We start from the raw sequence: 19,699 nt of genomic DNA, 5'->3' as shown, positions 1-19,699 counted from the left end.
AGTGTTCGAAATCGAAAAGTCGGTAATCGTTATGGGACCCGTGCGATCGGACCCGGCGTGTCAACTGCGCGGTACGTGCCGCGCTTGACGGCTACAATGCGTCCACCATGAAAGCGACACGAAACTTCCGCCGGCCGCGCGTGTTAATCGTAGGTTGCGGCGATGTCGGCATGCGCTGCGTGCCCTTGCTGCGGCCACGCGCGCATGTCTTCGCGCTGACCAGCCACGCCGGGCGCTGCGCCGAATTGCGCGCCGCGGGCGTTACGCCGCTGGTCGGCGATCTCGACGTGCGCGGCAGCCTGAAACGGTTGGCGGGCCTCGCACCGACGGTGCTGCATCTCGCGCCGCCACAGAAAACCGGCGACGACGACCGCCGTACCCGCGCCTTGCTCGCTACTTTAAGCACGCGCCGCGCTTCAGCGCGGGCCGCCGTGGCGCCTGCGGCCGCGCCGGTGGGGCGGTTGCGCCAACTTCGTGCCTCGTGGGCGGAATCTGGAACAGCCAATATTGTACCCGACGGGGTGCGCCGGACCGCCGGTTCGCGTGCACCCGTGCGCCTCGTGTACGCGAGCACGACGGGCGTCTATGGCGACTGCGGCGGCGCGTGGATCGACGAGACCCGCGCGACGCAAGCCGCCAATCCGCGCGCCAAACGGCGCGTATCGGCCGAGCGGCAATTGCGGCGCGCGACCGCGCGCGGCAGCGTCGCGGCGAGCATCGCGCGGATTCCGGGCATCTACGCGGGCAACCGCCTGCCGCTCGCGCGGCTCGAAAAGCGCACGCCAGCCCTGATCGATGCCGACGACGTCTACACTAACCACATTCACGCCGACGATCTCGCCGCGATCCTCGTACGCATCGCTACGCACGGGCGGCCGGGGCGCGTAGTGCATGCGTCCGACGACACGTCGCTGAAAATGGGCGAGTACTTCGACGAGGTCGCCGATGCGTTCGGCCTCGCGCGCGCGCCGCGCATCACGCGAGCCGAAGCGGAGTCGCAGATCGAGCCGACCTTGCTGTCGTTCATGCGTGAATCGAGGCGGCTGATCAACCGGCGTCTTAAAGATGAGTTGCGGGTGCGCTTGCGGTATCCGAGCGTGGAAGATTTTCTGCGTGAAGGCGTGAAAGAGTAGCCCGAAGCACGCCGTTTCAAGTCGCCTCACGCACCGCAGAAACCCACGAAAAAGCGCGGCAAAAAGCCATCTCACCAGGCGTCGCCCGGAAAGTCCCATCCGCGCCGCGCTCCACTGCATCAGCGCGACGCGGCCTCGCGAGGCCTACGTCAGCGCGGGCAATGCCTCCAGCAACAGGAAACACAGCATCGCGCCGATCAACGCGCCGATCAGGTTCGGATGATATTTGTGCCGCAACCGCATCATGACCAGCAATCCGCCGATCAGGACCAGTCCGACGCACACGAAAGCAATCATCACGGACGAAATCTGGAAACCATCGTGGATGACCATGGCGCCCCTCCTTGAACTCTTTGTAGTCTTTGTTTAAGCGAGTATAGGGCGGGGTGTAAGGAAGATCATGCTGCGACGCAGCGCGCAAGCAGGCGCCGCGCGCGCTATGTGGGCAGCCGCTCATGCGTTTTCCTGCCGCATCAAGAGCTTAAAGGGGCGCTACCGGTTTACCCGCTCCGTAAAGATCCGAGGTCGGTTTCGTCGAGCCATTGCCATGCGCCCGGCGCAAGCGTTTCGGGCAACGCGAGCCCGCCGATCCGCTCGCGATGCAGCGCTTCGCAACGGTTGCCGGCCGCGGCGATCATCCGCTTGACCTGGTGATACTTGCCTTCCATCACGGTGAGCGCGAGCGTGTGAGCGCCGCGCGCCGCTGCGTCGACTGCGGCAATCGGTTTGGGCTCGCCGTGCAGCAGCACGCCGTCGCGCAGCGCGCCCAATTGCGCGTCGTCGAGCGGATGACGCATGGTCGCGACATACACCTTCGGCACTTTGCGTTTCGGCGATGTGAACAGGTGCACGAACTTGCCGTCGTCGGAGAGCAGCAAGAGGCCGGTCGTGTCCTGATCGAGGCGGCCCACGCATTGCACGCCGCGCTCGGCGAACTGCGGCGGCAACAGGCTGAACACGCTCAGATGATGCTGCGGATCACGCGAACATTCGTAGCCCGCCGGCTTGTTCAGCAGCAGATAGGCGTGCTCGCGATACGGCCAGACGACGCCGTCCACGCTGAAGGAGAAGGCAGTGTCGCCGGTGGGGAAATCGGTGTCGGCATCGGTGCAGACAGTGCCGCCAATGCTCACGCGCGCGTCGGCGATCAGCGCGCGGCATTGGCGGCGCGAGCCGAAACCTTGAGTGAAGAGGAGGCTTTCGAGATTCATGGCGAGCGAAGAATAACACCGCAAGAAGCGGAGCGCCCCGCGGCGCGAGTCGGAACACGATGAACTCCTTCATGTCACGTCGCAGGAGTTCATTGATGCACGCTACATCCTCAACATCTTCCGCGCCCCGACTGCCGGCCGCCTTTCAGCGGCTCGGGTGGTCGAACCTCGTCGCGCAATCCGCCGAACAGATCAGCCTCGCCGCCGCGCCGCTCGTCGCGGTCTTTGCACTCGGCGCCGACGCGCGCGACACGGGTCTGCTGCAAACCGCGCAGACGTTGCCGTTCCTGTTGCTGTCGATCCCGCTCGGCGTCTGGGCCGACCGCCGCTCGCGCCGCACGTTGATGACACTCGCCGAAAGCGTGCGCGTGATCGCCATGCTGTGCGTGCTGCTGCTCGTCATGACCCATACGCTGAGCTTGCCGCTGCTCGCCGCGCTCGGCTTCATCGCCGCGACCGGCACGGTGGCCTACAACGTCGCGGCGCCGTCGCTAGTGCCCGCGCTCGTGCCGCGCGAAGCGTACGCCAGCGCGAACGGCCGGCTCGAACTCGCGCGCAGCGTGGCGTATTCCGCGGGGCCGGCGCTCGGCGGCCTGCTGGTCGGCTGGATCGGCGCGGGTTGGGCTTATGGCTGCGCGGCCGCGCTGTCGGCGCTGGCCGTCGCGTTGCTGGCGGGCTTGCACGAACCGCCGCGCACGGCCTTGCCGCAACGTCACTTCATGCTGGAACTGCGCGACGGTACGCGTTTCGTGCTGCGCGATGCGTTACTGCGTCCGATGCTCGCAACCGCGGTTTTTTTCAACCTCGGCTTCTTCGTGCTGCAAGCGGTGTATGTGCCGTACGCGGTGCATCGGCTGGGTCTGAGCGCGTCGGCGGTTGGCGTGACGCTCGGCGCCTACGGTGTCGGCATGGTGTGCGGCGCGCTCGCTGCGCCCGCCATCGCGCGACGCCTCGCATTCGGCCGCGTGCTGATCATCGGGCCGTCGTGCGGGCTGCTCGCGTCGCTCGTGATGGTGGCGACACTCGTTACGCCGTCGTTCTGGCTGGCGATGCTGAGCTTTTTCCTGCTCGGCGCCGGACCGATTCTGTGGGTGGTCGGCTCGACCACGCTGCGTCAGGCCATCACACCGGAACGGATGATGGGCCGCGTCTCCGCGCTCAACAGCACCGCCACCTACGGCGCGCGGCCGCTCGGCGCATTGCTCGGCGCGGCGATCAGCGCGCGCTGGGGCATGGACGCGTGTCTGGTCGCGGCGACGGTGGCCTTCCTCGTGCAGGCGTTGATCATCGTGATGTCGCCGGCGGCGCGGCTGGCTCGCATTCCCGAGCAAAGCGCCGCGGTTTGCTGAAAACAGATTTTCATACTGCGTGTCGGTGCGCGCGACACACGTCGTTTTTCAGCACAGTGCCTCCGTGAAAACCCTCAAAAATGAAAATGAATTTTTTTCTGCGAGATTTCCGTGTAAATATACTTTCATTCATTTTGATTACGCCAAGCGCCACGCCGCCTCGTTCGCATGATTCATCAACCGTCCGTTGCATCCGATTCCGCCGAGCAGGCCATCGCCGCGCGCATTGCCGCGGCCATGCCGACCCTCACGCCGATTCACCGGCGTATGGGCGACTACGTGCTGGCCAATCTTTTTCGCGCGGCGACCATGCGGATCGACGAACTGGCCAGCGTGGTGGGCGCCTCGGTGGCGACGGCAAACCGCTTCGCCCGCGCGCTCGGGTTCGACGGCTATCCGCAGTTTCGTGAGGCGCTGGTGCGCGGTTTCGAGGCGACGCTCGCACCGGTCGAACGCTTGCGCAGTGCGCAGGAGTCGCTCGCAGCCGGCGACGACGTGGTCGACGCCTCGCTCGAACAGGCCGCCAACAATCTGCACGCCACCCGCACGGCAATCGACAGCGCCGCGGCCGAAGCCGCCGTCGAAGCGATCATCGCCGCGCGCCGCGTGTTCGTGCTCGGCTTCGGCGCCAGCGCGTTTCTCGCGGGTCTGATGGAACACGGCCTGATGCCGTATCACGACAACGTGCAGTCGCTCGCGCTGATGGGCGGACCGTCGCATGCCGCGCGACGTCTGTTCGCTTCCAACGAGAGCGATCTCGTCATCGGCATCGCTTTTCCGCGCTACGTCGAAGATACGATCGAGCTCGCGCATCGCGCGGCAGGCCGTGGCGCCCGCGTGCTCGCGCTCACCGACAGTCCGCGTTCGCCGCTCGCGCAGTTCGCCGACATCTCGCTCTACATCCGCGCCGACCGGCGGCTCGCGGCGAACGCCGATTCGGCCGTTCTCGCCGTGATCGAAGCGCTGTGCGACGCGGTGGCGTATCGCGCGAAACGCTCAGTGAAGGCCGCCGCCGAAGTCAGCGAATTCCTGCTGCCGTGGCTCGTCGATCCACAAGCCGAGGCCGCCGGCACGAACGCGCGACCCGCGCGCGGCGCGGCCCGAACCACCCGCACTTCCCGCACTCCTCGCACTACGAAAGCCAAACGATGAACTCCAACGCAGTCATTGCCATTCATGGCGGGGCAGGGACGATCCTGCGCACGTCGATGTCGGCCAGCGCCGAAGCCGAATACCACGCCGCCTTGCACGCAGTGCTGAGCGCCGGCCAGCGCGTGCTCGCCGAAGGCGGCAGCGCGCTCGACGCCGTCAGCGAAGCCGTGCGCCTGCTCGAAGACTGTCCGCTCTTCAACGCGGGCCGCGGCGCGGTCTACACGGCGGCCGGCACGCACGAACTCGACGCGGCGATCATGGACGGCAGCACGCTCGAAGCCGGCGCGATCTGCTGCGTGAAGCGCGTGCGCAATCCGATTCTGGCCGCGCGCCGCGTGCTCGAACGCAGCGAGCATGTGCTGTTCACCGGCGAAGGCGCGGAAGCGTTCGCCGCCGCGCAAGGACTCGAATTCGCCGAGCCGGAGTATTTCCATACCGAAGCGCGTCATCGTCAATGGCTGATCGCGCGCGGTCAGCAACGCGCCATGCTCGATCACGATGGCGCGACGCTCGCGGCCGCGCCATCGTCGAACGATGACGATCCCACGCCGCATGAACCGATCGATCCGAACCGCAAGTTCGGCACGGTCGGCGCGGTCGCGCTCGATCAGCACGGTCACGTAGCGGCGGCGACATCGACAGGCGGCGTCACCAACAAGCAGGTTGGCCGGGTCGGCGATACGCCGCTGATCGGCGCGGGCTGCTATGCGGACGACGCGACCTGCGCGGTCTCGACCACCGGCTCGGGCGAAATGTTCATGCGCATGGTCGCGGCCTACGACGTCGCCGCGCAAATGGCCTACCGCAACGTGTCGCTGCAGGAAGCAGCCGACGACGTGGTGATGAACCGCCTGCCGAAGATCGACGGACGCGGCGGCCTGATCGCCGTCGATGCGCGCGGCAACGTCACGCTGCCGTTCAACACCGAAGGCATGTACCGCGGTTTTGCGCGGCTCGGCGAAACGCCGGTGACGGCGATTTACCGCTAATCCGTGCGTTAGATAACCGCCTGAACCCCCGTTAGCCGCGTTCGAATTCAAAGGAACCACCGTGCCGACTTCATCGCACACCGCCCGTCCGCTTATCGAAACCTTGCCGCCGCAACGCGTGCTCGCGGTCGACGATCTGTCGGTCGCATTCCGCAGCGGCGACACCACCTTCAACGCGGTGCGTAATCTCTCGCTGACGGTCGAGCGCGGCGAGACGCTGGCGATCGTCGGCGAATCGGGTTCGGGCAAATCAGTGACCTCGCTCGCGTTGATGCGGCTGATCGAGCACGGCGGTGGGCGCCTTGCCGGCGGCAGCATCGCTTTCCGGCGCCGCGACGGCAGCGTGCTCGACCTCGCGAAAGCGTCGTCCGGTACGATGCGTTCGATTCGCGGCGCCGACATCGCGATGATTTTTCAGGAGCCGATGACCTCGCTCAATCCGGTCTTCACGGTGGGCGATCAGATCAGCGAGGCGATCGCGTTGCATCAGGGCAAGAGCCGCTCTGCCGCGCACGCTGAAACGCTGCGTCTGCTCGAACTCGTGCGCATTCCCGAGGCGCGGCGCGTGGCGGCGCGGTTTCCGCATCAACTGTCGGGCGGCATGCGCCAACGCGTGATGATCGCAATGGCGCTGTCGTGCAAACCTGCATTGCTGATCGCCGACGAACCGACCACCGCGCTCGACGTGACGATCCAGGCGCAGATTCTGCAACTGATCCGCGGCTTGCAGGACGAGATGAACATGGGCGTGATCTTCATCACGCACGACATGGGCGTGGTCGCCGAAGTGGCGGACCGCGTGCTGGTGATGTATCGCGGCGAGAAGGTGGAAGAGGGCGCGTCCGATGCGTTGTTCGCCGCGCCGTCGCATCCTTATACGAAGGCGTTGCTCGCCGCCGTGCCGCGTCTCGGCGCGATGCAAGGCACCGATCAGCCGGCCAAGTTTCCGATCCTGACCGTCGAGCAGGCGAGCCTGAGCGGCGCGGATCAAGCCGTGCGTCCCGCTGCCGCTGTCGCCGAAGAAACGCAGCCGCTGGTGCAGGAAAGCACGCCGCCGATTCTGCGAGTCCGCGATCTGGTCACGCGCTTTCCCGTCAAGAGCGGATTGTTCGGCCGCTTGACGGGCCGCGTGCATGCGGTGGAGAAAGTCAGCTTCGATTTGCGGCCCGGCGAGACGCTCGCACTGGTCGGCGAATCCGGTTGCGGCAAATCGACCACGGGCCGCTCGCTGCTGCGTCTCGTCGAAAGTCAAAGCGGGTCGATCGAATTCAACGGCAAGGAAATCAGTTCGCTAACGGGCCCCGCGTTGCAGGCGCTGCGGCGCGATATCCAGTTCATTTTCCAGGACCCGTTCGCCTCGCTGAATCCGCGTTTGACGGTCGGCTTCTCGATCATGGAGCCGCTGCTCGTGCACGGCGTCGCGCACGGCGCCGAAGCGCAGGCAAGGGTGGCGTGGCTGCTCGACAAAGTCGGCTTGCCGTCCGAAGCCGCGCGGCGCTATCCGCACGAATTCTCCGGCGGTCAACGGCAACGCATCGCGATTGCGCGTGCGCTGGCGTTGAACCCCAAAGTCGTGATCGCCGACGAATCCGTGTCGGCACTCGACGTCTCCGTGCAAGCGCAGATCGTCAATCTGATGCTCGATTTGCAGCGTGAACTCGGCGTCGCGTATCTGTTCATTTCGCACGACATGGCCGTGGTCGAACGCGTCAGTCATCGCGTCGCGGTGATGTATCTCGGCCAGATCGTCGAAATCGGCCCGCGCCGCGCGGTGTTCGAAGCGCCGCAGCATCCGTACACGAAGAAGCTGATGGGCGCGGTGCCGGTCGCCGATCCGGCGCGCCGTCACGCAAAGCGCATGCTCGCCGCCGACGAGATTCCGAGCCCGATCCGCGCGCTCGACGATGAACCTATCGTCGCGCCGCTCGTGGCAGTCGGCCCGGATCATTTCGTCGCCCAGCATCACGTGGGCGGCGCGTACTGAAACCACGTACTACAACCTCTAGCCACACGTTTCTTCTCGCAGCATCACAACCTGTTTTCATTTCGCAGCCTGGAGCCAACCTCATGAACCTGCTGGTCCCGTCTTCTCCGTTTCGTTTGCGCGCGCTGGTCAGCGGCGGCGCGGTGGTGTTCGCAATGCTCGCGGGCAATGCGGCGCACGCCGACACCACGGCCGTGATGGCCGTCGCCTCGACCTTCACGACGCTCGATCCGTACGATGCCAACGACACGCTCTCGCAAGCCGTCGCCAAGTCGTTCTATCAGGGGCTGTTCGGCTTCGACAAGGACATGAAGCTGGTCAACGTGCTGGCCGACAGCTACGAAGCCAGCCCGGATGCGAAGGTCTATACGTTCAAGCTGCGCCATGGCGTGAAGTTCCAGGACGGCACCGACTTCAACGCAGCGGCGGTGAAAGCGAACTTCGACCGCGTAACGGATCCGGCGAACAAGCTCAAGCGCTACAACATGTTCAACCGTATCGAGAAGACCGAAGTGGTCGATCCGTACACGGTGAAGATCACGCTGAAGGCGCCGTTCTCGGCGTTCGTCAATGTGCTGGCGCATCCGTCGGCGGTGATGATTTCGCCGGACGCGTTGAAGAAGTATGGCAAGGACATCGCGTTCCATCCGGTCGGCACGGGTCCGTTCGAACTGGTGAAGTGGGATCCGGCGGGCGACCTGACGGTGAAGAAGTTTGCCGGCTACTGGAAGAAGGGCTACCCGAAGGTCGACGCGATCGACTGGAAGCCGGTGGTCGACAACAACACGCGTGCTGCGTTGATGCGTACCGGTGAAGCGGATTTCGCGTTCCAGGTGCCGTTCGAACAGGCCGCGCAATTGCAGTCGAGCCCGAAGGTCGATCTGATCGCGTCGCCGTCGATCATTCAGCGCTACATTAGCCTGAACGTGAACCAGAAGCCGTTCGACAATCCGAAGGTGCGTGAAGCGCTGAACTACGCGGTCAACAAGGACGCGCTCACCAAGGTCGTGTTCGCCGGTTACGCGACGCCGGCCGATGGCGTGGTGCCGCAAGGCGTCGACTACGCGGTGAAGCAGGGTCCGTGGCCGTACGATCCGGCCAAGGCGCGCGCGTTGCTGAAGGAAGCGGGCTATCCGAACGGCTTCGAAACCACGCTGTGGTCCGCGTATAACTACTCGACCGCGCAAAAGGTGATCCAGTTCGTGCAGCAGCAACTCGCGCAAGTGGGCATCAAGGCGCAGGTCGAAGCGCTCGAAGCGGGTCAGCGCGTCGCCAAGGTGGAAAGCGCGCAGGATGCCGCGACGGCGCCGGTTCGCATGTACTACGCGGGCTGGTCGTCGTCGACGGGCGAAGCGGATTGGGCGATCACGCCGCTGCTCGCGTCGGTCTCGTTCCCGCCGAAGATGGTCAATACCGCGTACTACAAGAACGATACCGTCGACAGCGATCTGAAGCAGGCGCTCGAAACCACCGACCGTACGAAGAAAGCCGAGCTTTATACCGATGCGCAAAAACGCATCTGGGCCGACGCGCCGTGGATTTTCCTCGTCAAGGAGAAGGTCGTGTACGCGCGCAGCAAGCGTCTGTCGGGTGCGTATGTGGCGCCGGACGGTTCGTTCAATTTCGACGAGATCGCGATCAAGTGATGAGCTGAGCGTGTGCGCGGGCGTGCCGTTTCATTAGCACGCCGCGCTGCACGGTCGCCGCTTTGCACCACTACGCGCCGCACAAGATCTTTCGTTTCCCGCATCATTGCCGGATTGAATGTCATGCTGAATTTCCTCGTCAAACGTCTCTTTGGCCTGCTGCCGACGCTGTTCATCGTCGCCGTGCTGGTGTTCCTGTTCGTGCATATGCTGCCGGGCGATCCGGCGCGGCTCGCTGCCGGTCCCGACGCGGATGAGGCGACCGTTTCGCTGGTGCGTGCCGACCTCGGCCTGAACAAGCCGATGCCGCAGCAGTTCGCGAGCTTCTTCGTGAAGATCGCGCACGGCGACTTCGGCATTTCGACGCGCAGCAAGCGGCCGGTCAGCCAGGAAATCGGCGAGCGCTTCATGCCGACGCTGCTGCTCACGCTCGCCAGCATGGTGTGGGCGGTCGTGCTGGGCATGGGCATCGGCATCGTCTCGGCCGTGTGGCGCAACCGCTGGCCCGACCGGCTCGGCATGACGCTCGCGGTATCGGGCATTTCCTTTCCCGCCTTCGCGCTCGGCATGCTGCTGATGGAGATCTTTTCGGTGAAGCTGGGCTGGCTGCCGATTGTCGGCGACGGTTCGTGGCAGAGCTACGTGTTGCCGTCGCTCACGCTCGGCGCGGCCGTCGCGGCGGTGATGGCGCGCTTTACGCGGGCCTCGTTCGTCGAAGTGATGAACGAAGACTTCGTGCGGACCGCGCGCGCCAAGGGCGTGCCCGAGCGTCTCGTGATCGTCAAACACTGCCTGCGTAACGCGATGATTCCCGTCATCACGATGATGGGTCTGCAATTCGGTTTTCTGCTGGGCGGTTCGATCGTGGTCGAAGTGGTGTTCAACTGGCCAGGCCTCGGACGCCTGCTGGTGGATGCCGTTTCGATGCGCGACTATCCGGTGATTCAGGCTGAAGTGCTGTTGTTCTCGCTGGAATTCATCATCATCAATCTGGTCGTGGACGTGCTGTACGCCGTGATCAACCCGACCATCCGTTTCAAGTGAGGCCCGCATGAGCACGACCGCCACCGAGCCGACTGCGGCCAACACCGTGAAAGCACAAGCCGCCATCCGTACGCCATGGAGCGAGTTCTGGCGCAAATTCCGTAAGCAGCATGTCGCACTCGGCGCCGGCATCTTCGTGCTGCTGTTGATTGCGGTCGCGATCGTCGCGCCGCACATCGTGCCGTACGATCCGGAGAATTTCTTCGACTACGATGCGTTGAATGCAGGGCCGTCCGCGGCGCACTGGTTCGGCGTGGATTCGTTGGGCCGCGATATTTTCAGCCGTATTCTCGCGGGCTCGCGCATTTCGCTCGAAGCGGGTTTTCTGTCCGTTGCGATCGGCGCGGTGATCGGCACGTTCTTCGGCTTGCTCGCCGGCTACTATGAAGGCTGGTGGGATCGGATCACCATGCGCGTGGCCGACGTGCTGTTCGCGTTTCCCGGCATTCTGCTGGCGATCGGCGTGGTGGCGATTCTCGGCAACGGCATGATCAACGTGATCTGCGCGGTCGCTATCTTCAGTATTCCGGCGTTCGCGCGGCTCGTGCGCGGCAATACGCTGATGCTCAAGCAGCTCACGTATATCGAGGCGGCGCGCAGCATCGGCGCTTCGGATTGGACGATCATCGTGCGACATATTTTGCCGGGGACGATTTCCTCGGTGGTGGTGTACTTCACGATGCGTATCGGCACCTCGATCATCACCGCGGCGAGTCTGTCGTTTCTCGGTCTCGGCGCGCAACCGCCGACGCCGGAGTGGGGCGCGATGCTCAACGAAGCGCGCGCCGACATGGTCACGGCGCCGCATATCGCGCTGTTTCCGAGTCTCGCGATTTTCCTGACCGTGCTGGCGTTCAATCTGCTCGGCGACGGTTTGCGCGATGCGCTCGATCCGAAGCTCGACCGGCCATGAATTCGACCGAGCTTCAAAACGCGCCGCATATCGGCACGTTGCCACGCGGTCCACTCGGCACGATTGCCGATGTGCAGGGCGTGACAGTCGGACATTGCACGCTCGATCAAGGTGACGTGCAAACCGGCGTGACCGTGATTCGTCCACATGACGGCGATCCGTTTCTCGCGAAGGTGCCAGCGGCGGCGTCGGTGATCAACGGGTTCGGCAAAAGCATCGGGCTCGTGCAGGTCGAAGAACTCGGCACGTTGGAAACGCCGATCGCGTTGACCAATACGTTCGGCGTCGGCGCCGTCGCGCAGGCGCAGATTCGTGCGGCCATTCGCGCGAATCCGCGGATTGGGCGCGAGTGGTCGACGGTCAATCCGCTGGTGTTCGAATGCAATGACGGGTATCTGAACGATATCCAGGCACTGGCCGTCACCGCGCAGCATTTCGACGATGCGTATGCCGCGGCCAGCGCGGATGTCGCAAGCGGATCGGTCGGCGCGGGGCGGGGCATGTCGTGCTTCGATATGAAGGGCGGCATTGGCAACGCGTCGCGCGTGGTGAAAGCAGCGGGGCGTAGCTATACCGTCGGCGCTTTGGTGCTGGCGAACTTCGGCCGGCTGCCGATGCTGACCATCGACGCCACGCCGATCGGCCGTGTGCTGGCCGAACGCGCGAACAAAGAGTCAACGAAGCCAGAGCAAGGCTCGATCATCATGATCGTCGCCACCGACGCGCCGCTCGATGCACGCCAGCTCAAGCGCCTCTCGTTACGCGCGGCGGCGGGTCTCGCACGCACCGGTTCCGTCTACGGCCACGGCAGCGGCGATATCGCGCTCGCGTTTTCAACGGCCTATACCGTGCCGCACGGCGCCGACTTCATCACTTTCCCACCGCTCCTCGCCGACGAACGTCTCGACCCGCTCTTTCGCGCATGCGCTGACAGCGTCGAGCAGGCAATTCTCGACGCCTTGTGGAGCGCCATATCCGTAACCGGGCGCGACGCTCACCAGCGTCTATCGCTGCGTGACTCAGTGCCCGATCTCGCCCAACTACTCGAACGCACTCGCTGATGAAAGTCCTCATTTCCGCCGACATCGAAGGCATTGCCGGTGTGTTTCATCCCGAACAGACGCGCGCGGGCAACGGCGAATACGAAGCCGCGCGCCGCTGGATGACGCTCGAAGCCAACGCCGCCATCGAAGGCGCCTTCGCCGGCGGCGCGACGCAAGTGTGGGTCAACGATTCGCACGGCGGCTTTCGCAATCTGCTGCCCGACCTGCTCGACGCGCGCGCGCAGATCGTGCTCGGCAAGCCGCGCACTTTGGGCATGATGGCCGGGCTCGAATACGGCGCGGCACTAGTCTTTATGATCGGCTATCACGCCATGTCGCAAACGCGCGGCATCCTCGCGCACACCATCAACAGCTTTGCTTTCGCACGCGTTTCGCTGAACGGCGTCGAGGTCGGCGAGGCGGGCATCTATGGCGCGCTGGCGGAAGAATATGGCGCACAGGTCGCGCTTTTATCCGGCGACGACGTCTTCGCCGAAGAAACCGCGCCGCGTTTTTCGGACGCACGTTTTGTCGTCACCAAGAGCGCGACGGGGCATGCGAGCGGCGTCACGCAATCGCCGGCCAGCGCGCGCGCCGCGATCGAAGCCGCCGCGCGTGAAGTGGTTCAGCAGCATCTCGCCAATGGACACGCGCGCGAATCCACTTGCGCCGAAGCGAAGCCGGTGGAATGCGAACTGCGCGTGCAAAGCAGCGCGCTCGCCGATCTGTTCTGCCAATGGCCGACGCTCACGCGTGTCGACGCGGTCACGCTGCGCTTTAGCGCGGCGTCGGCGGAACATGTGGTGCGCATGCTGAATTGCCTGTCGGCTATGTCGTTCGTGTTGCGCTGAGCGCGCGGCAACGGGCCGTTCTCATACGCGGCCATTTCACCACGCTTACAGCGGCACCGTGACTGCACGTTTCGTGAGGAAGCGTTACTCTCCTGCATTCCGGAGGCGGCGTCTTTCTCACTGAGCGGGGTACAGTATGGGTAAGCAGACTATCGCGGATTATCTGGCCAAAACACTCGCGGCGGCGGACGTCGAGCGAATCTGGGGCGTGACGGGCGACAGCCTGAACGGCCTGTCGGATAGCTTGCAACGCCTCGGTTCGATTCGCTGGATGCACACGCGCCACGAAGAAGTGGCCGCCTTCGCCGCCGGCGCCGATGCCGCCGCGACCGGCAAGCTCGCCGTCTGCGCGGGCAGTTGCGGTCCCGGCAATCTGCACTTGATCAACGGCCTGTACGACTGTCATCGCAATCATCAGCCTGTGCTCGCGATTGCCGCGCATATTCCGTCGTCGGAAATCGGCCTCGGCTACTTTCAGGAAACCCATCCGCAAGAGCTGTTCAAGGAGTGCAGTCACTACGTCGAACTGGTCACGAACCCGTCGCAGTTTCCGCGCGTGTTGGCGCGCGCCATGCGCACCGCGATCGAAGAACGCGGCGTCGCCGTGATCGTGCTGCCGGGCGACGTCGCGTTAGGCGATGCGCCCGACGAGACGCCGGCCTGGGCCGGCACGCTGGAACGCTCGACGGTGGTGCCGTCCGAGGCGGATCTCGACCGCCTCGCCGATCTGCTCAACCAGGCGGGCGCCGTGACGCTGCTGTGCGGCAGCGGCTGCGCGGGCGCGCACGATGAAGTGGTCGCCTTCGCCGATCAGCTCGGCGCGCCGACGGTGCATGCGCTGCGCGGCAAACAATACGTGGAGTGGGACAACCCGTTCGATGTCGGCATGACCGGCCTGATCGGCTTCAGCTCCGGCTATCACGCGATGATGTCGTGCGACACGCTCGTGATGCTCGGCACCGATTTCCCGTATCGCAACTTTTATCCGTCGCACGGCAACGTGGTGCAGATCGACCGGCGCGGTTCCGCGCTCGGCAAGCGCGCGCCGTTGAAGCTCGGTCTGGTCGGCGATGTGAAGGCGACCTTGCAGGCGCTGATGCCGCGGCTCAAGCACAAGAGCGACCGGCGTTTCCTGGAGAATGCGCGCAAGCACTATGCGGATACGCGCAAGGACCTCGACGATCTCGCACGGCCGTCCGCGCCGGGGCGCGCGATCCATCCGCAATACCTCACCAGCATCGTCGACAAAGTCGCCAACGAGGACGCGGTATTCTCCGTCGACGTCGGCACGCCGACGCTCTGGGCCGCCCGTTATCTGACCATGAACGGCAAGCGCACGCTGCACGGTTCGTTCAATCACGGCTCGATGGCTAATGCGATGCCGCAGGCCTTGGGCGCGCAGGCGGCCGAGCCGGGCCGCCAGGTGATTTCGCTATCGGGCGACGGCGGCCTGTCGATGCTGCTCGGCGATCTGCTCACCGCGCGTCAGCTCAATCTGCCGATCAAGGTCGTGGTGTTCAACAACAGCGTGCTCGGCTTCGTCGCGATGGAGATGAAGGCGGGCGGTTATCTGGAGGCCGGCACCGATCTGGCGACGACCGACTTCGCGGCGATCGCGCGAGGCGCGGGAATATACGGTGTCCGAATCGAACTGTCGGAGAACATCGAGCCGGCGTTGCGCGAGGCGTTCGCGCATCCGGGTCCGGCCGTGATCGACGTGGTGACCGCGAAGCATGAACTCGCGATGCCGCCGAAGATCCAGTGGGCGCAGGCCAAGGGCTTCAGTCTGTATATGCTGAAGGCGGTGCTGAACGGTCGCGGGGATGAGGTCGTCGAACTGGCGACGACCAATCTGCGCTGAGACGCGTTGGGTTAATGCGTTTCGAAGGACGTATGCGCGATGGCATTCGCGCATACGCGTGACTTCCACTATTGCTGCCGGCTCAATTCACGCGCCGCGCGGTCGATCACGTCGGCGATCGCGCCCGCGTGCGACACGGGCGCCAGGTGGCTCGACGCCATCGGCACGATCTTGGCGCCCATCCGGTCGGCCATGAATTTTTCCACTTCCGGCGACACCGCGCGGTCGCGAGTCGTGAGCACGTACCACGACGGTTTTTCCTTCCACGCGACCTGGCTGACCGTTTCACTGAAAGCTGTCGCGGCGATCGGCACCTGCGCGGTGGCCAGCACGCGGGTCAGATTCTCGGGGACATCGGCAGCGAAATCGGCGCGGTATTTCGTGCGATCGAGCCAGAGAAAACCGCTCGAATCCTTCATGATGCCGGCGCCGGCGGGCGCCGGCGCGGCGCGCTTCATCAGATCCATGGTCGACTCGTGCAGGTCCGGCGCGATCGCCGCGACATACACCAGGCCGGCGACGTTCGGCGCGTTCGCGCCCGCCTCGGTAATCACGACGCCGCCCCACGAATGCCCGACCAGAATGGTCGGGCCGTTCTGACGCGCGAGGACGCGGCGGGTCGCGGCGACATCGTCGGCGAGGGAGGTGAGCGGATTCTGCACCGAGCTCACGTGATAGCCCTTCTGCTGCAATTTGGCGACCACGCCGTTCCAGCTCGATCCGTCGACGAACGCGCCATGCACCAGCACGACGTTGCGCACCGGGCCGGTCATGGGCGCGGCGGGCGTCGCGGGCGGCGTCGCGGCGGCGGCTTTGGCGGGTGGCGCGGCGGGTGTCATGCTCGGTGCCATGGGTGCCGGCGTCGGCGCGTCGGGCGCGCTTGCCTCCGTGCCCGGCTCGTCGGCGGGCTCGGCTGCGGGCGCCATGCTCGGCGCCATGGTGGGCGCAGGCGCGGGCGTCGCGGCGGGCGCGTTGGTCTGGGCGAGCGCGGCGGCCCCCGTAAAGCAGAGACACACAGCGGCGGCGCAAAGCAAATGTTTGGGCGACATGTTGAATCTCCGAAGGCTGACAGCTCGACTAGGGCAACATACAGAAGCCCTGCGCCAGTGACAATCACTATCCTCGCCGTTAAGTGCGGCGCAGAACCAAGCACGGGTTGCTCCCAGTATTTAGGCTTTATCGGCCACGGTAAAATTTCAGGTTCCGCCGGGCCGGACCACAAGTCCGATCGGGTGATCGATATCCATACACTGGGGCGCAATGTTGAATAGTGCACAGCAGCAAGACGGCCTGAAGCGCGGGCTCAAGAATCGGCATATCCAGCTCATCGCGCTGGGCGGCGCGATCGGCACCGGCCTGTTTCTCGGCTCCGCCAGCGTGTTGCAGGCAGCCGGACCGTCGATGATTCTCGGCTACGCGATCGGCGGCATCATCGCCTTCATGATCATGCGGCAGTTGGGCGAAATGGTGGCGCAGGAGCCGGTGGCCGGTTCGTTTAGCCACTTCGCGTACAAGTATTGGGGCGACTTTCCCGGCTTTCTGTCCGGCTGGAACTATTGGGTGCTGTACGTGCTCGTCAGCATGGCGGAGCTGACCGCTGTCGGCACTTACATTCACTATTGGTGGCCGGGCGTGCCGACGTGGGTGTCGGCGCTGGTGTGCTTCGCTCTGATCAACGCGATCAATCTCGCCAACGTCAAAGCCTACGGCGAAACCGAGTTCTGGTTCGCGATCATCAAGGTCGTGGCGGTGATCGGTATGATCGTGTTCGGCGGTTACCTGCTGATCAGCGGCCACGGTGGCCCGCAAGCTTCGATCACCAACCTCTGGTCCCACGGTGGATTCTTCCCGCGAGGGTTTCATGGCCTGTTCATGATGCTCGCGGTCATCATGTTTTCATTCGGCGGGCTCGAGTTGATCGGCATTACAGCTGCCGAAGCCGACCAGCCGCAGAAGAGCATTCCGAAGGCCGTGAATCAGGTGATTTACCGGATTCTGATTTTCTACATCTGCTCGCTGACGGTGCTCTTGTCGTTGTACCCGTGGAATGAAGTGGCGGCCGGCGGCAGTCCGTTCGTCATGATCTTCTCGCAGATCGGTTCGACGCTGACCGCGAACGTTCTTAACGTGGTGGTGTTGACCGCGGCGCTGTCGGTGTACAACAGCGGCGTGTATGCGAATAGCCGCATGCTGTACGGCCTCGCTGAGCAGGGCAACGCGCCGCGCGCGCTGATGAAGGTCGACCGGCGCGGCGTGCCGTATATGGCGATCGGCTTGTCGGCGCTCGCCACGTTCACGTGCGTGATCGTCAATTATCTGATTCCCGCCGAAGCGCTCGGCTTGCTGATGGCGCTGGTTGTAGCCGCGCTCGTGCTGAACTGGGCGCTGATCAGCCTGACGCATCTCAAGTCGCGCAAGGCGATGGTCGCGGCCGGCGAGACGCTCGTGTTCAAGTCGTTCTGGTTCCCGGTCAGCAACTGGATCTGCCTCGCGTTCATGGCGCTGATCCTCGTGATTCTGGCGATGACGCCGGGTCTGTCGGTTTCGGTGTGGCTGGTGCCGGCGTGGCTGGTGGTGATGTGGGCCGGATATGTGTTCAAACGCCGGCGCGCGGCTGTGCAGGGTGGGGCGCGGGTCGCGGGGCGGTAAGGTGTCTCGAATGGCGTGAGGGGCGACGTTCGCGCTCACGCCGTTTGAGTCCCTTGAGGCTTTCAGACGGGCCAGAAACGACAAACCCCGCGAGCAGCATGTGCTGGCGGGGTTCGAGGAAATACTGCAACTGCGGTCTTTCGAATTCTTTGGTGCCCAGGGCCGGAATCGAACCGGCACGCCTTGCGGCGGGGGATTTTGAGTCCCCTGCGTCTACCAATTTCACCACCTGGGCAGGTCTTGCAACGCACGCGACAGAAGCTGGCGCGCGGCGAAGACGCAGATTATGGCCGAAAATTCGGCGACGGGCAAGCCAGTTGCTTTCATCCGCTGCAGGGGCCTCAAACCGTGCGCGAAAATCGTTCGAGTGTCTGTTGGCCGAGATAGCGGTCGAACACCATCGCGATGTTGCGCACGAGCATGCGGCCGGCCATCCGCACTTCAAGCTTGCCCGCTTCGAGCGACACCAGGCCGTCCTGCTCGAAGCTGCGCAAACGCTCTAACTCCGGCGCGAACGTCTCGGCGAAGCGGACGCCATACGCCGCTTCGAACTCGTTGAAGCGCAATTCCAGGTTGCACATCAGTTGCGTGATCACGTCGCGGCGCAGACGGTCGTCGGCGGTGAGGCGCACGCCGCGTGCGATGGCGAGCGTGCCTGCATCGATCGCCGCGGCATAGCCCGGCAAATCCTTGACGTTCTGCGCGTACACGTCCCCGACTTTGCCGATCGACGATGCGCCGAAGCCGATCAGATCGCATTCCGCCCGCGTGCTGTAGCCCTGAAAATTGCGATGCAAGGTGCGCTGCGCTTGCGCGCGCGCGAGTTCGTCGGTGGGCAGCGCGAAGTGATCCATGCCGATGTACACATAGCCCGCGCCCGTCAGACGTTCGACCACACGCTGCAGGATCGCGAGTCGCACTTCAGGGGAAGGCAGCGTGGCGGGGTCCATCTGACGTTGCATCTTGAAGAGCTGCGGCATGTGCGCATAGGCGAAGACCGAGAGACGATCGGGCGCGAGCGCGAGCATCGTGTCGAGCGTGCGGCTGAAACTCTCGACCGTTTGATGCGGCAGTCCGTAAATCAGATCGACACCGATCGAGTGAAAGCCGGAGTCGCGCGCCGCCTGCATTACCGAGGAGGTCATTTCGAGCGGCTGAATGCGGTTGATCGCCTGCTGCACGACCGGATCGAAGTCCTGCACGCCGAGGCTCAGCCGGTTGAAACCCAGCTTGCGCAAATGCGCGATGGTATCGGGCGACGCTTCGCGCGGATCGACTTCGATCGAATATTCGGCTTCGGCGTCGGGCAGCAGCTTGAAATGCTCGCGCGTGGCGGCCATCAGTTCGGCCGTTTCGTCGTGCGACAAAAACGTCGGCGTGCCGCCGCCCCAATGCAATTGCGATACCGGACGCCGCGTGTCGAAACAGGCCGCCTGCAACACCATTTCGCGTTTCAACCGATCGAGGTACGGACGCGCATGCGCGCGATTTTTCGTGGCGACCTTGTTGCAGCCGCAGTAGAAACACACGGTGTCGCAAAACGGAATGTGGAAGTACAGCGAGAGATCCGTGGCCGAGGCGCCTGGGTCGGCGGCGGCGCGTAAATAGTCGGCGCGGTCGAACTCGTCGCGGAACTGCAGGGCGGTCGGATAGGACGTATACCGTGGGCCGTTCGCGCTGTATTTGGCGAGCAGGTCAGGGCGGAACAGCGTGCTGGCGATAGACATGAGGGACTCGAGGACTGGCTGCGGCCATCGAGGAAGAGGCGGACCGCTGCGACTCGCGCGACCAGATCGATCCGCGCAGGCGCCCCTTGCGTATGGCCTTTAAGATCTTTCGAGTTTACGCGAGTGACCATTCGCCCGATTGCGTAA

The 19,699-nt window shown here is 64.5% G+C and carries 16 protein-coding genes and 1 tRNA gene; 12 read left to right on the top strand and 5 right to left on the bottom strand.

Annotated elements, in window-relative coordinates:
* The first annotated feature begins 107 nt into the window (after positions 1-107).
* Positions 108-1,133, top strand: coding sequence for an NAD-dependent epimerase/dehydratase family protein (locus PQR54_RS20845; protein WP_408248942.1), 1,026 nt, complete (start codon positions 108-110; stop codon positions 1,131-1,133).
* 144 nt (positions 1,134-1,277) lie between these two features.
* Here the strand turns inward: PQR54_RS20845 and PQR54_RS20840 are convergent, their stop codons facing one another.
* Both PQR54_RS20840 and PQR54_RS20835 read right to left on the bottom strand, forming a co-directional pair.
* Complete coding sequence (locus PQR54_RS20840; RefSeq protein WP_408248940.1) at positions 1,278-1,466, bottom strand: hypothetical protein; 189 nt, start codon at positions 1,464-1,466, stop codon at positions 1,278-1,280.
* Positions 1,467-1,633: 167 nt separating this feature from the next.
* Positions 1,634-2,344 (bottom strand): pseudouridine synthase, encoded by a 711-nt coding sequence (locus PQR54_RS20835; protein WP_408248938.1) that lies wholly within the window; start codon positions 2,342-2,344, stop codon positions 1,634-1,636.
* Positions 2,345-2,439: 95 nt separating this feature from the next.
* On the opposite strand from PQR54_RS20835, the gene PQR54_RS20830 reads away from it, so the two are divergent.
* The 10 genes from PQR54_RS20830 to poxB all read left to right on the top strand — a co-directional run bounded on the left by PQR54_RS20830 (position 2,440) and on the right by poxB (position 15,176).
* Positions 2,440-3,693 (top strand): MFS transporter, encoded by a 1,254-nt coding sequence (locus tag PQR54_RS20830; protein WP_408248936.1) that lies wholly within the window; start codon positions 2,440-2,442, stop codon positions 3,691-3,693.
* Between the two features lie 168 nt (positions 3,694-3,861).
* Positions 3,862-4,845, top strand: coding sequence for a MurR/RpiR family transcriptional regulator (locus PQR54_RS20825; protein WP_408248934.1), 984 nt, complete (start codon positions 3,862-3,864; stop codon positions 4,843-4,845).
* A complete protein-coding gene (locus PQR54_RS20820; RefSeq protein ID WP_408248932.1) occupies positions 4,842-5,834 on the top strand; it encodes an isoaspartyl peptidase/L-asparaginase family protein in 993 nt (330 codons plus the stop codon). Before PQR54_RS20825 ends, PQR54_RS20820 begins: the two co-directional genes overlap by 4 nt.
* A 61-nt stretch (positions 5,835-5,895) precedes the next feature.
* A complete protein-coding gene (locus PQR54_RS20815; protein ID WP_408248930.1) occupies positions 5,896-7,818 on the top strand; it encodes a dipeptide ABC transporter ATP-binding protein in 1,923 nt (640 codons plus the stop codon).
* A gap of 83 nt (positions 7,819-7,901) precedes the next feature.
* Positions 7,902-9,464: a glutathione ABC transporter substrate-binding protein GsiB gene (gsiB, locus tag PQR54_RS20810; protein WP_408248928.1), complete on the top strand. Its 1,563-nt coding sequence runs from the start codon at positions 7,902-7,904 to the stop codon at positions 9,462-9,464.
* Between the two features lie 123 nt (positions 9,465-9,587).
* Complete coding sequence (gene gsiC / locus PQR54_RS20805) at positions 9,588-10,508, top strand: glutathione ABC transporter permease GsiC (RefSeq protein ID WP_106313907.1); 921 nt, start codon at positions 9,588-9,590, stop codon at positions 10,506-10,508.
* A gap of 7 nt (positions 10,509-10,515) precedes the next feature.
* On the top strand, positions 10,516-11,421 hold the full coding sequence (gsiD, locus tag PQR54_RS20800) for a glutathione ABC transporter permease GsiD (RefSeq protein ID WP_408248926.1): 906 nt from the start codon (positions 10,516-10,518) through the stop codon (positions 11,419-11,421).
* On the top strand, positions 11,418-12,482 hold the full coding sequence (locus PQR54_RS20795; RefSeq protein WP_408248924.1) for a DmpA family aminopeptidase: 1,065 nt from the start codon (positions 11,418-11,420) through the stop codon (positions 12,480-12,482). Before gsiD ends, PQR54_RS20795 begins: the two co-directional genes overlap by 4 nt.
* Complete coding sequence (locus tag PQR54_RS20790) at positions 12,482-13,315, top strand: M55 family metallopeptidase (RefSeq protein ID WP_408248922.1); 834 nt, start codon at positions 12,482-12,484, stop codon at positions 13,313-13,315. The genes PQR54_RS20795 and PQR54_RS20790 overlap by 1 nt, the downstream gene beginning before the upstream one ends.
* 136 nt (positions 13,316-13,451) lie before the next feature.
* Positions 13,452-15,176, top strand: coding sequence for a ubiquinone-dependent pyruvate dehydrogenase (poxB, locus tag PQR54_RS20785; RefSeq protein ID WP_408248920.1), 1,725 nt, complete (start codon positions 13,452-13,454; stop codon positions 15,174-15,176).
* Between the two features lie 68 nt (positions 15,177-15,244).
* On the opposite strand, the gene PQR54_RS20780 is transcribed toward poxB, so the two are convergent.
* Entirely contained in the window at positions 15,245-16,225 is a 981-nt protein-coding gene (locus tag PQR54_RS20780; RefSeq protein ID WP_408248918.1) for an alpha/beta fold hydrolase, read from the bottom strand.
* Between the two features lie 214 nt (positions 16,226-16,439).
* Here PQR54_RS20780 and PQR54_RS20775 point away from each other — a divergent pair, with 214 nt between their 5' ends.
* Positions 16,440-17,825: an amino acid permease gene (locus PQR54_RS20775; protein WP_408249261.1), complete on the top strand. Its 1,386-nt coding sequence runs from the start codon at positions 16,440-16,442 to the stop codon at positions 17,823-17,825.
* A gap of 150 nt (positions 17,826-17,975) precedes the next feature.
* Here the strand turns inward: PQR54_RS20775 and PQR54_RS20770 are convergent.
* Together PQR54_RS20770 and hemN are read right to left on the bottom strand one after the other, a co-directional pair.
* A tRNA-Leu gene (locus PQR54_RS20770) sits at positions 17,976-18,060 on the bottom strand.
* Between the two features lie 106 nt (positions 18,061-18,166).
* The gene (gene hemN, locus PQR54_RS20765; RefSeq protein ID WP_408248916.1) at positions 18,167-19,552 is read right to left on the bottom strand and encodes an oxygen-independent coproporphyrinogen III oxidase; all 1,386 of its coding nucleotides are present in this window, start codon (positions 19,550-19,552) and stop codon (positions 18,167-18,169) included.
* Between the last annotated feature and the right edge of the window lie 147 nt (positions 19,553-19,699).

Origin of the sequence: Paraburkholderia phytofirmans (genome assembly GCF_046028095.1) — a bacterium.
In the GTDB taxonomy this organism is placed as follows: Bacteria; Pseudomonadota; Gammaproteobacteria; order Burkholderiales; family Burkholderiaceae; genus Paraburkholderia; species Paraburkholderia phytofirmans_A.
This window is presented reverse-complemented; position numbering and strand designations above follow the sequence as displayed.

Coding starts and splice junctions, on each gene's coding strand:
- hemN (WP_408248916.1), bottom strand. CDS start 19,552: ATGTCTATCGCCAGCACGCTGTTCCGCCCTGACCTGCTCGCCAAATAC.
- PQR54_RS20780 (WP_408248918.1), bottom strand. CDS start 16,225: ATGTCGCCCAAACATTTGCTTTGCGCCGCCGCTGTGTGTCTCTGCTTT.
- PQR54_RS20820 (WP_408248932.1), top strand. CDS start 4,842: ATGAACTCCAACGCAGTCATTGCCATTCATGGCGGGGCAGGGACGATC.
- PQR54_RS20840 (WP_408248940.1), bottom strand. CDS start 1,466: ATGGTCATCCACGATGGTTTCCAGATTTCGTCCGTGATGATTGCTTTC.
- PQR54_RS20795 (WP_408248924.1), top strand. CDS start 11,418: ATGAATTCGACCGAGCTTCAAAACGCGCCGCATATCGGCACGTTGCCA.
- PQR54_RS20790 (WP_408248922.1), top strand. CDS start 12,482: ATGAAAGTCCTCATTTCCGCCGACATCGAAGGCATTGCCGGTGTGTTT.
- gsiD (WP_408248926.1), top strand. CDS start 10,516: ATGAGCACGACCGCCACCGAGCCGACTGCGGCCAACACCGTGAAAGCA.
- gsiC (WP_106313907.1), top strand. CDS start 9,588: ATGCTGAATTTCCTCGTCAAACGTCTCTTTGGCCTGCTGCCGACGCTG.
- PQR54_RS20845 (WP_408248942.1), top strand. CDS start 108: ATGAAAGCGACACGAAACTTCCGCCGGCCGCGCGTGTTAATCGTAGGT.
- gsiB (WP_408248928.1), top strand. CDS start 7,902: ATGAACCTGCTGGTCCCGTCTTCTCCGTTTCGTTTGCGCGCGCTGGTC.
- poxB (WP_408248920.1), top strand. CDS start 13,452: ATGGGTAAGCAGACTATCGCGGATTATCTGGCCAAAACACTCGCGGCG.
- PQR54_RS20830 (WP_408248936.1), top strand. CDS start 2,440: ATGCACGCTACATCCTCAACATCTTCCGCGCCCCGACTGCCGGCCGCC.
- PQR54_RS20835 (WP_408248938.1), bottom strand. CDS start 2,344: ATGAATCTCGAAAGCCTCCTCTTCACTCAAGGTTTCGGCTCGCGCCGC.
- PQR54_RS20825 (WP_408248934.1), top strand. CDS start 3,862: ATGATTCATCAACCGTCCGTTGCATCCGATTCCGCCGAGCAGGCCATC.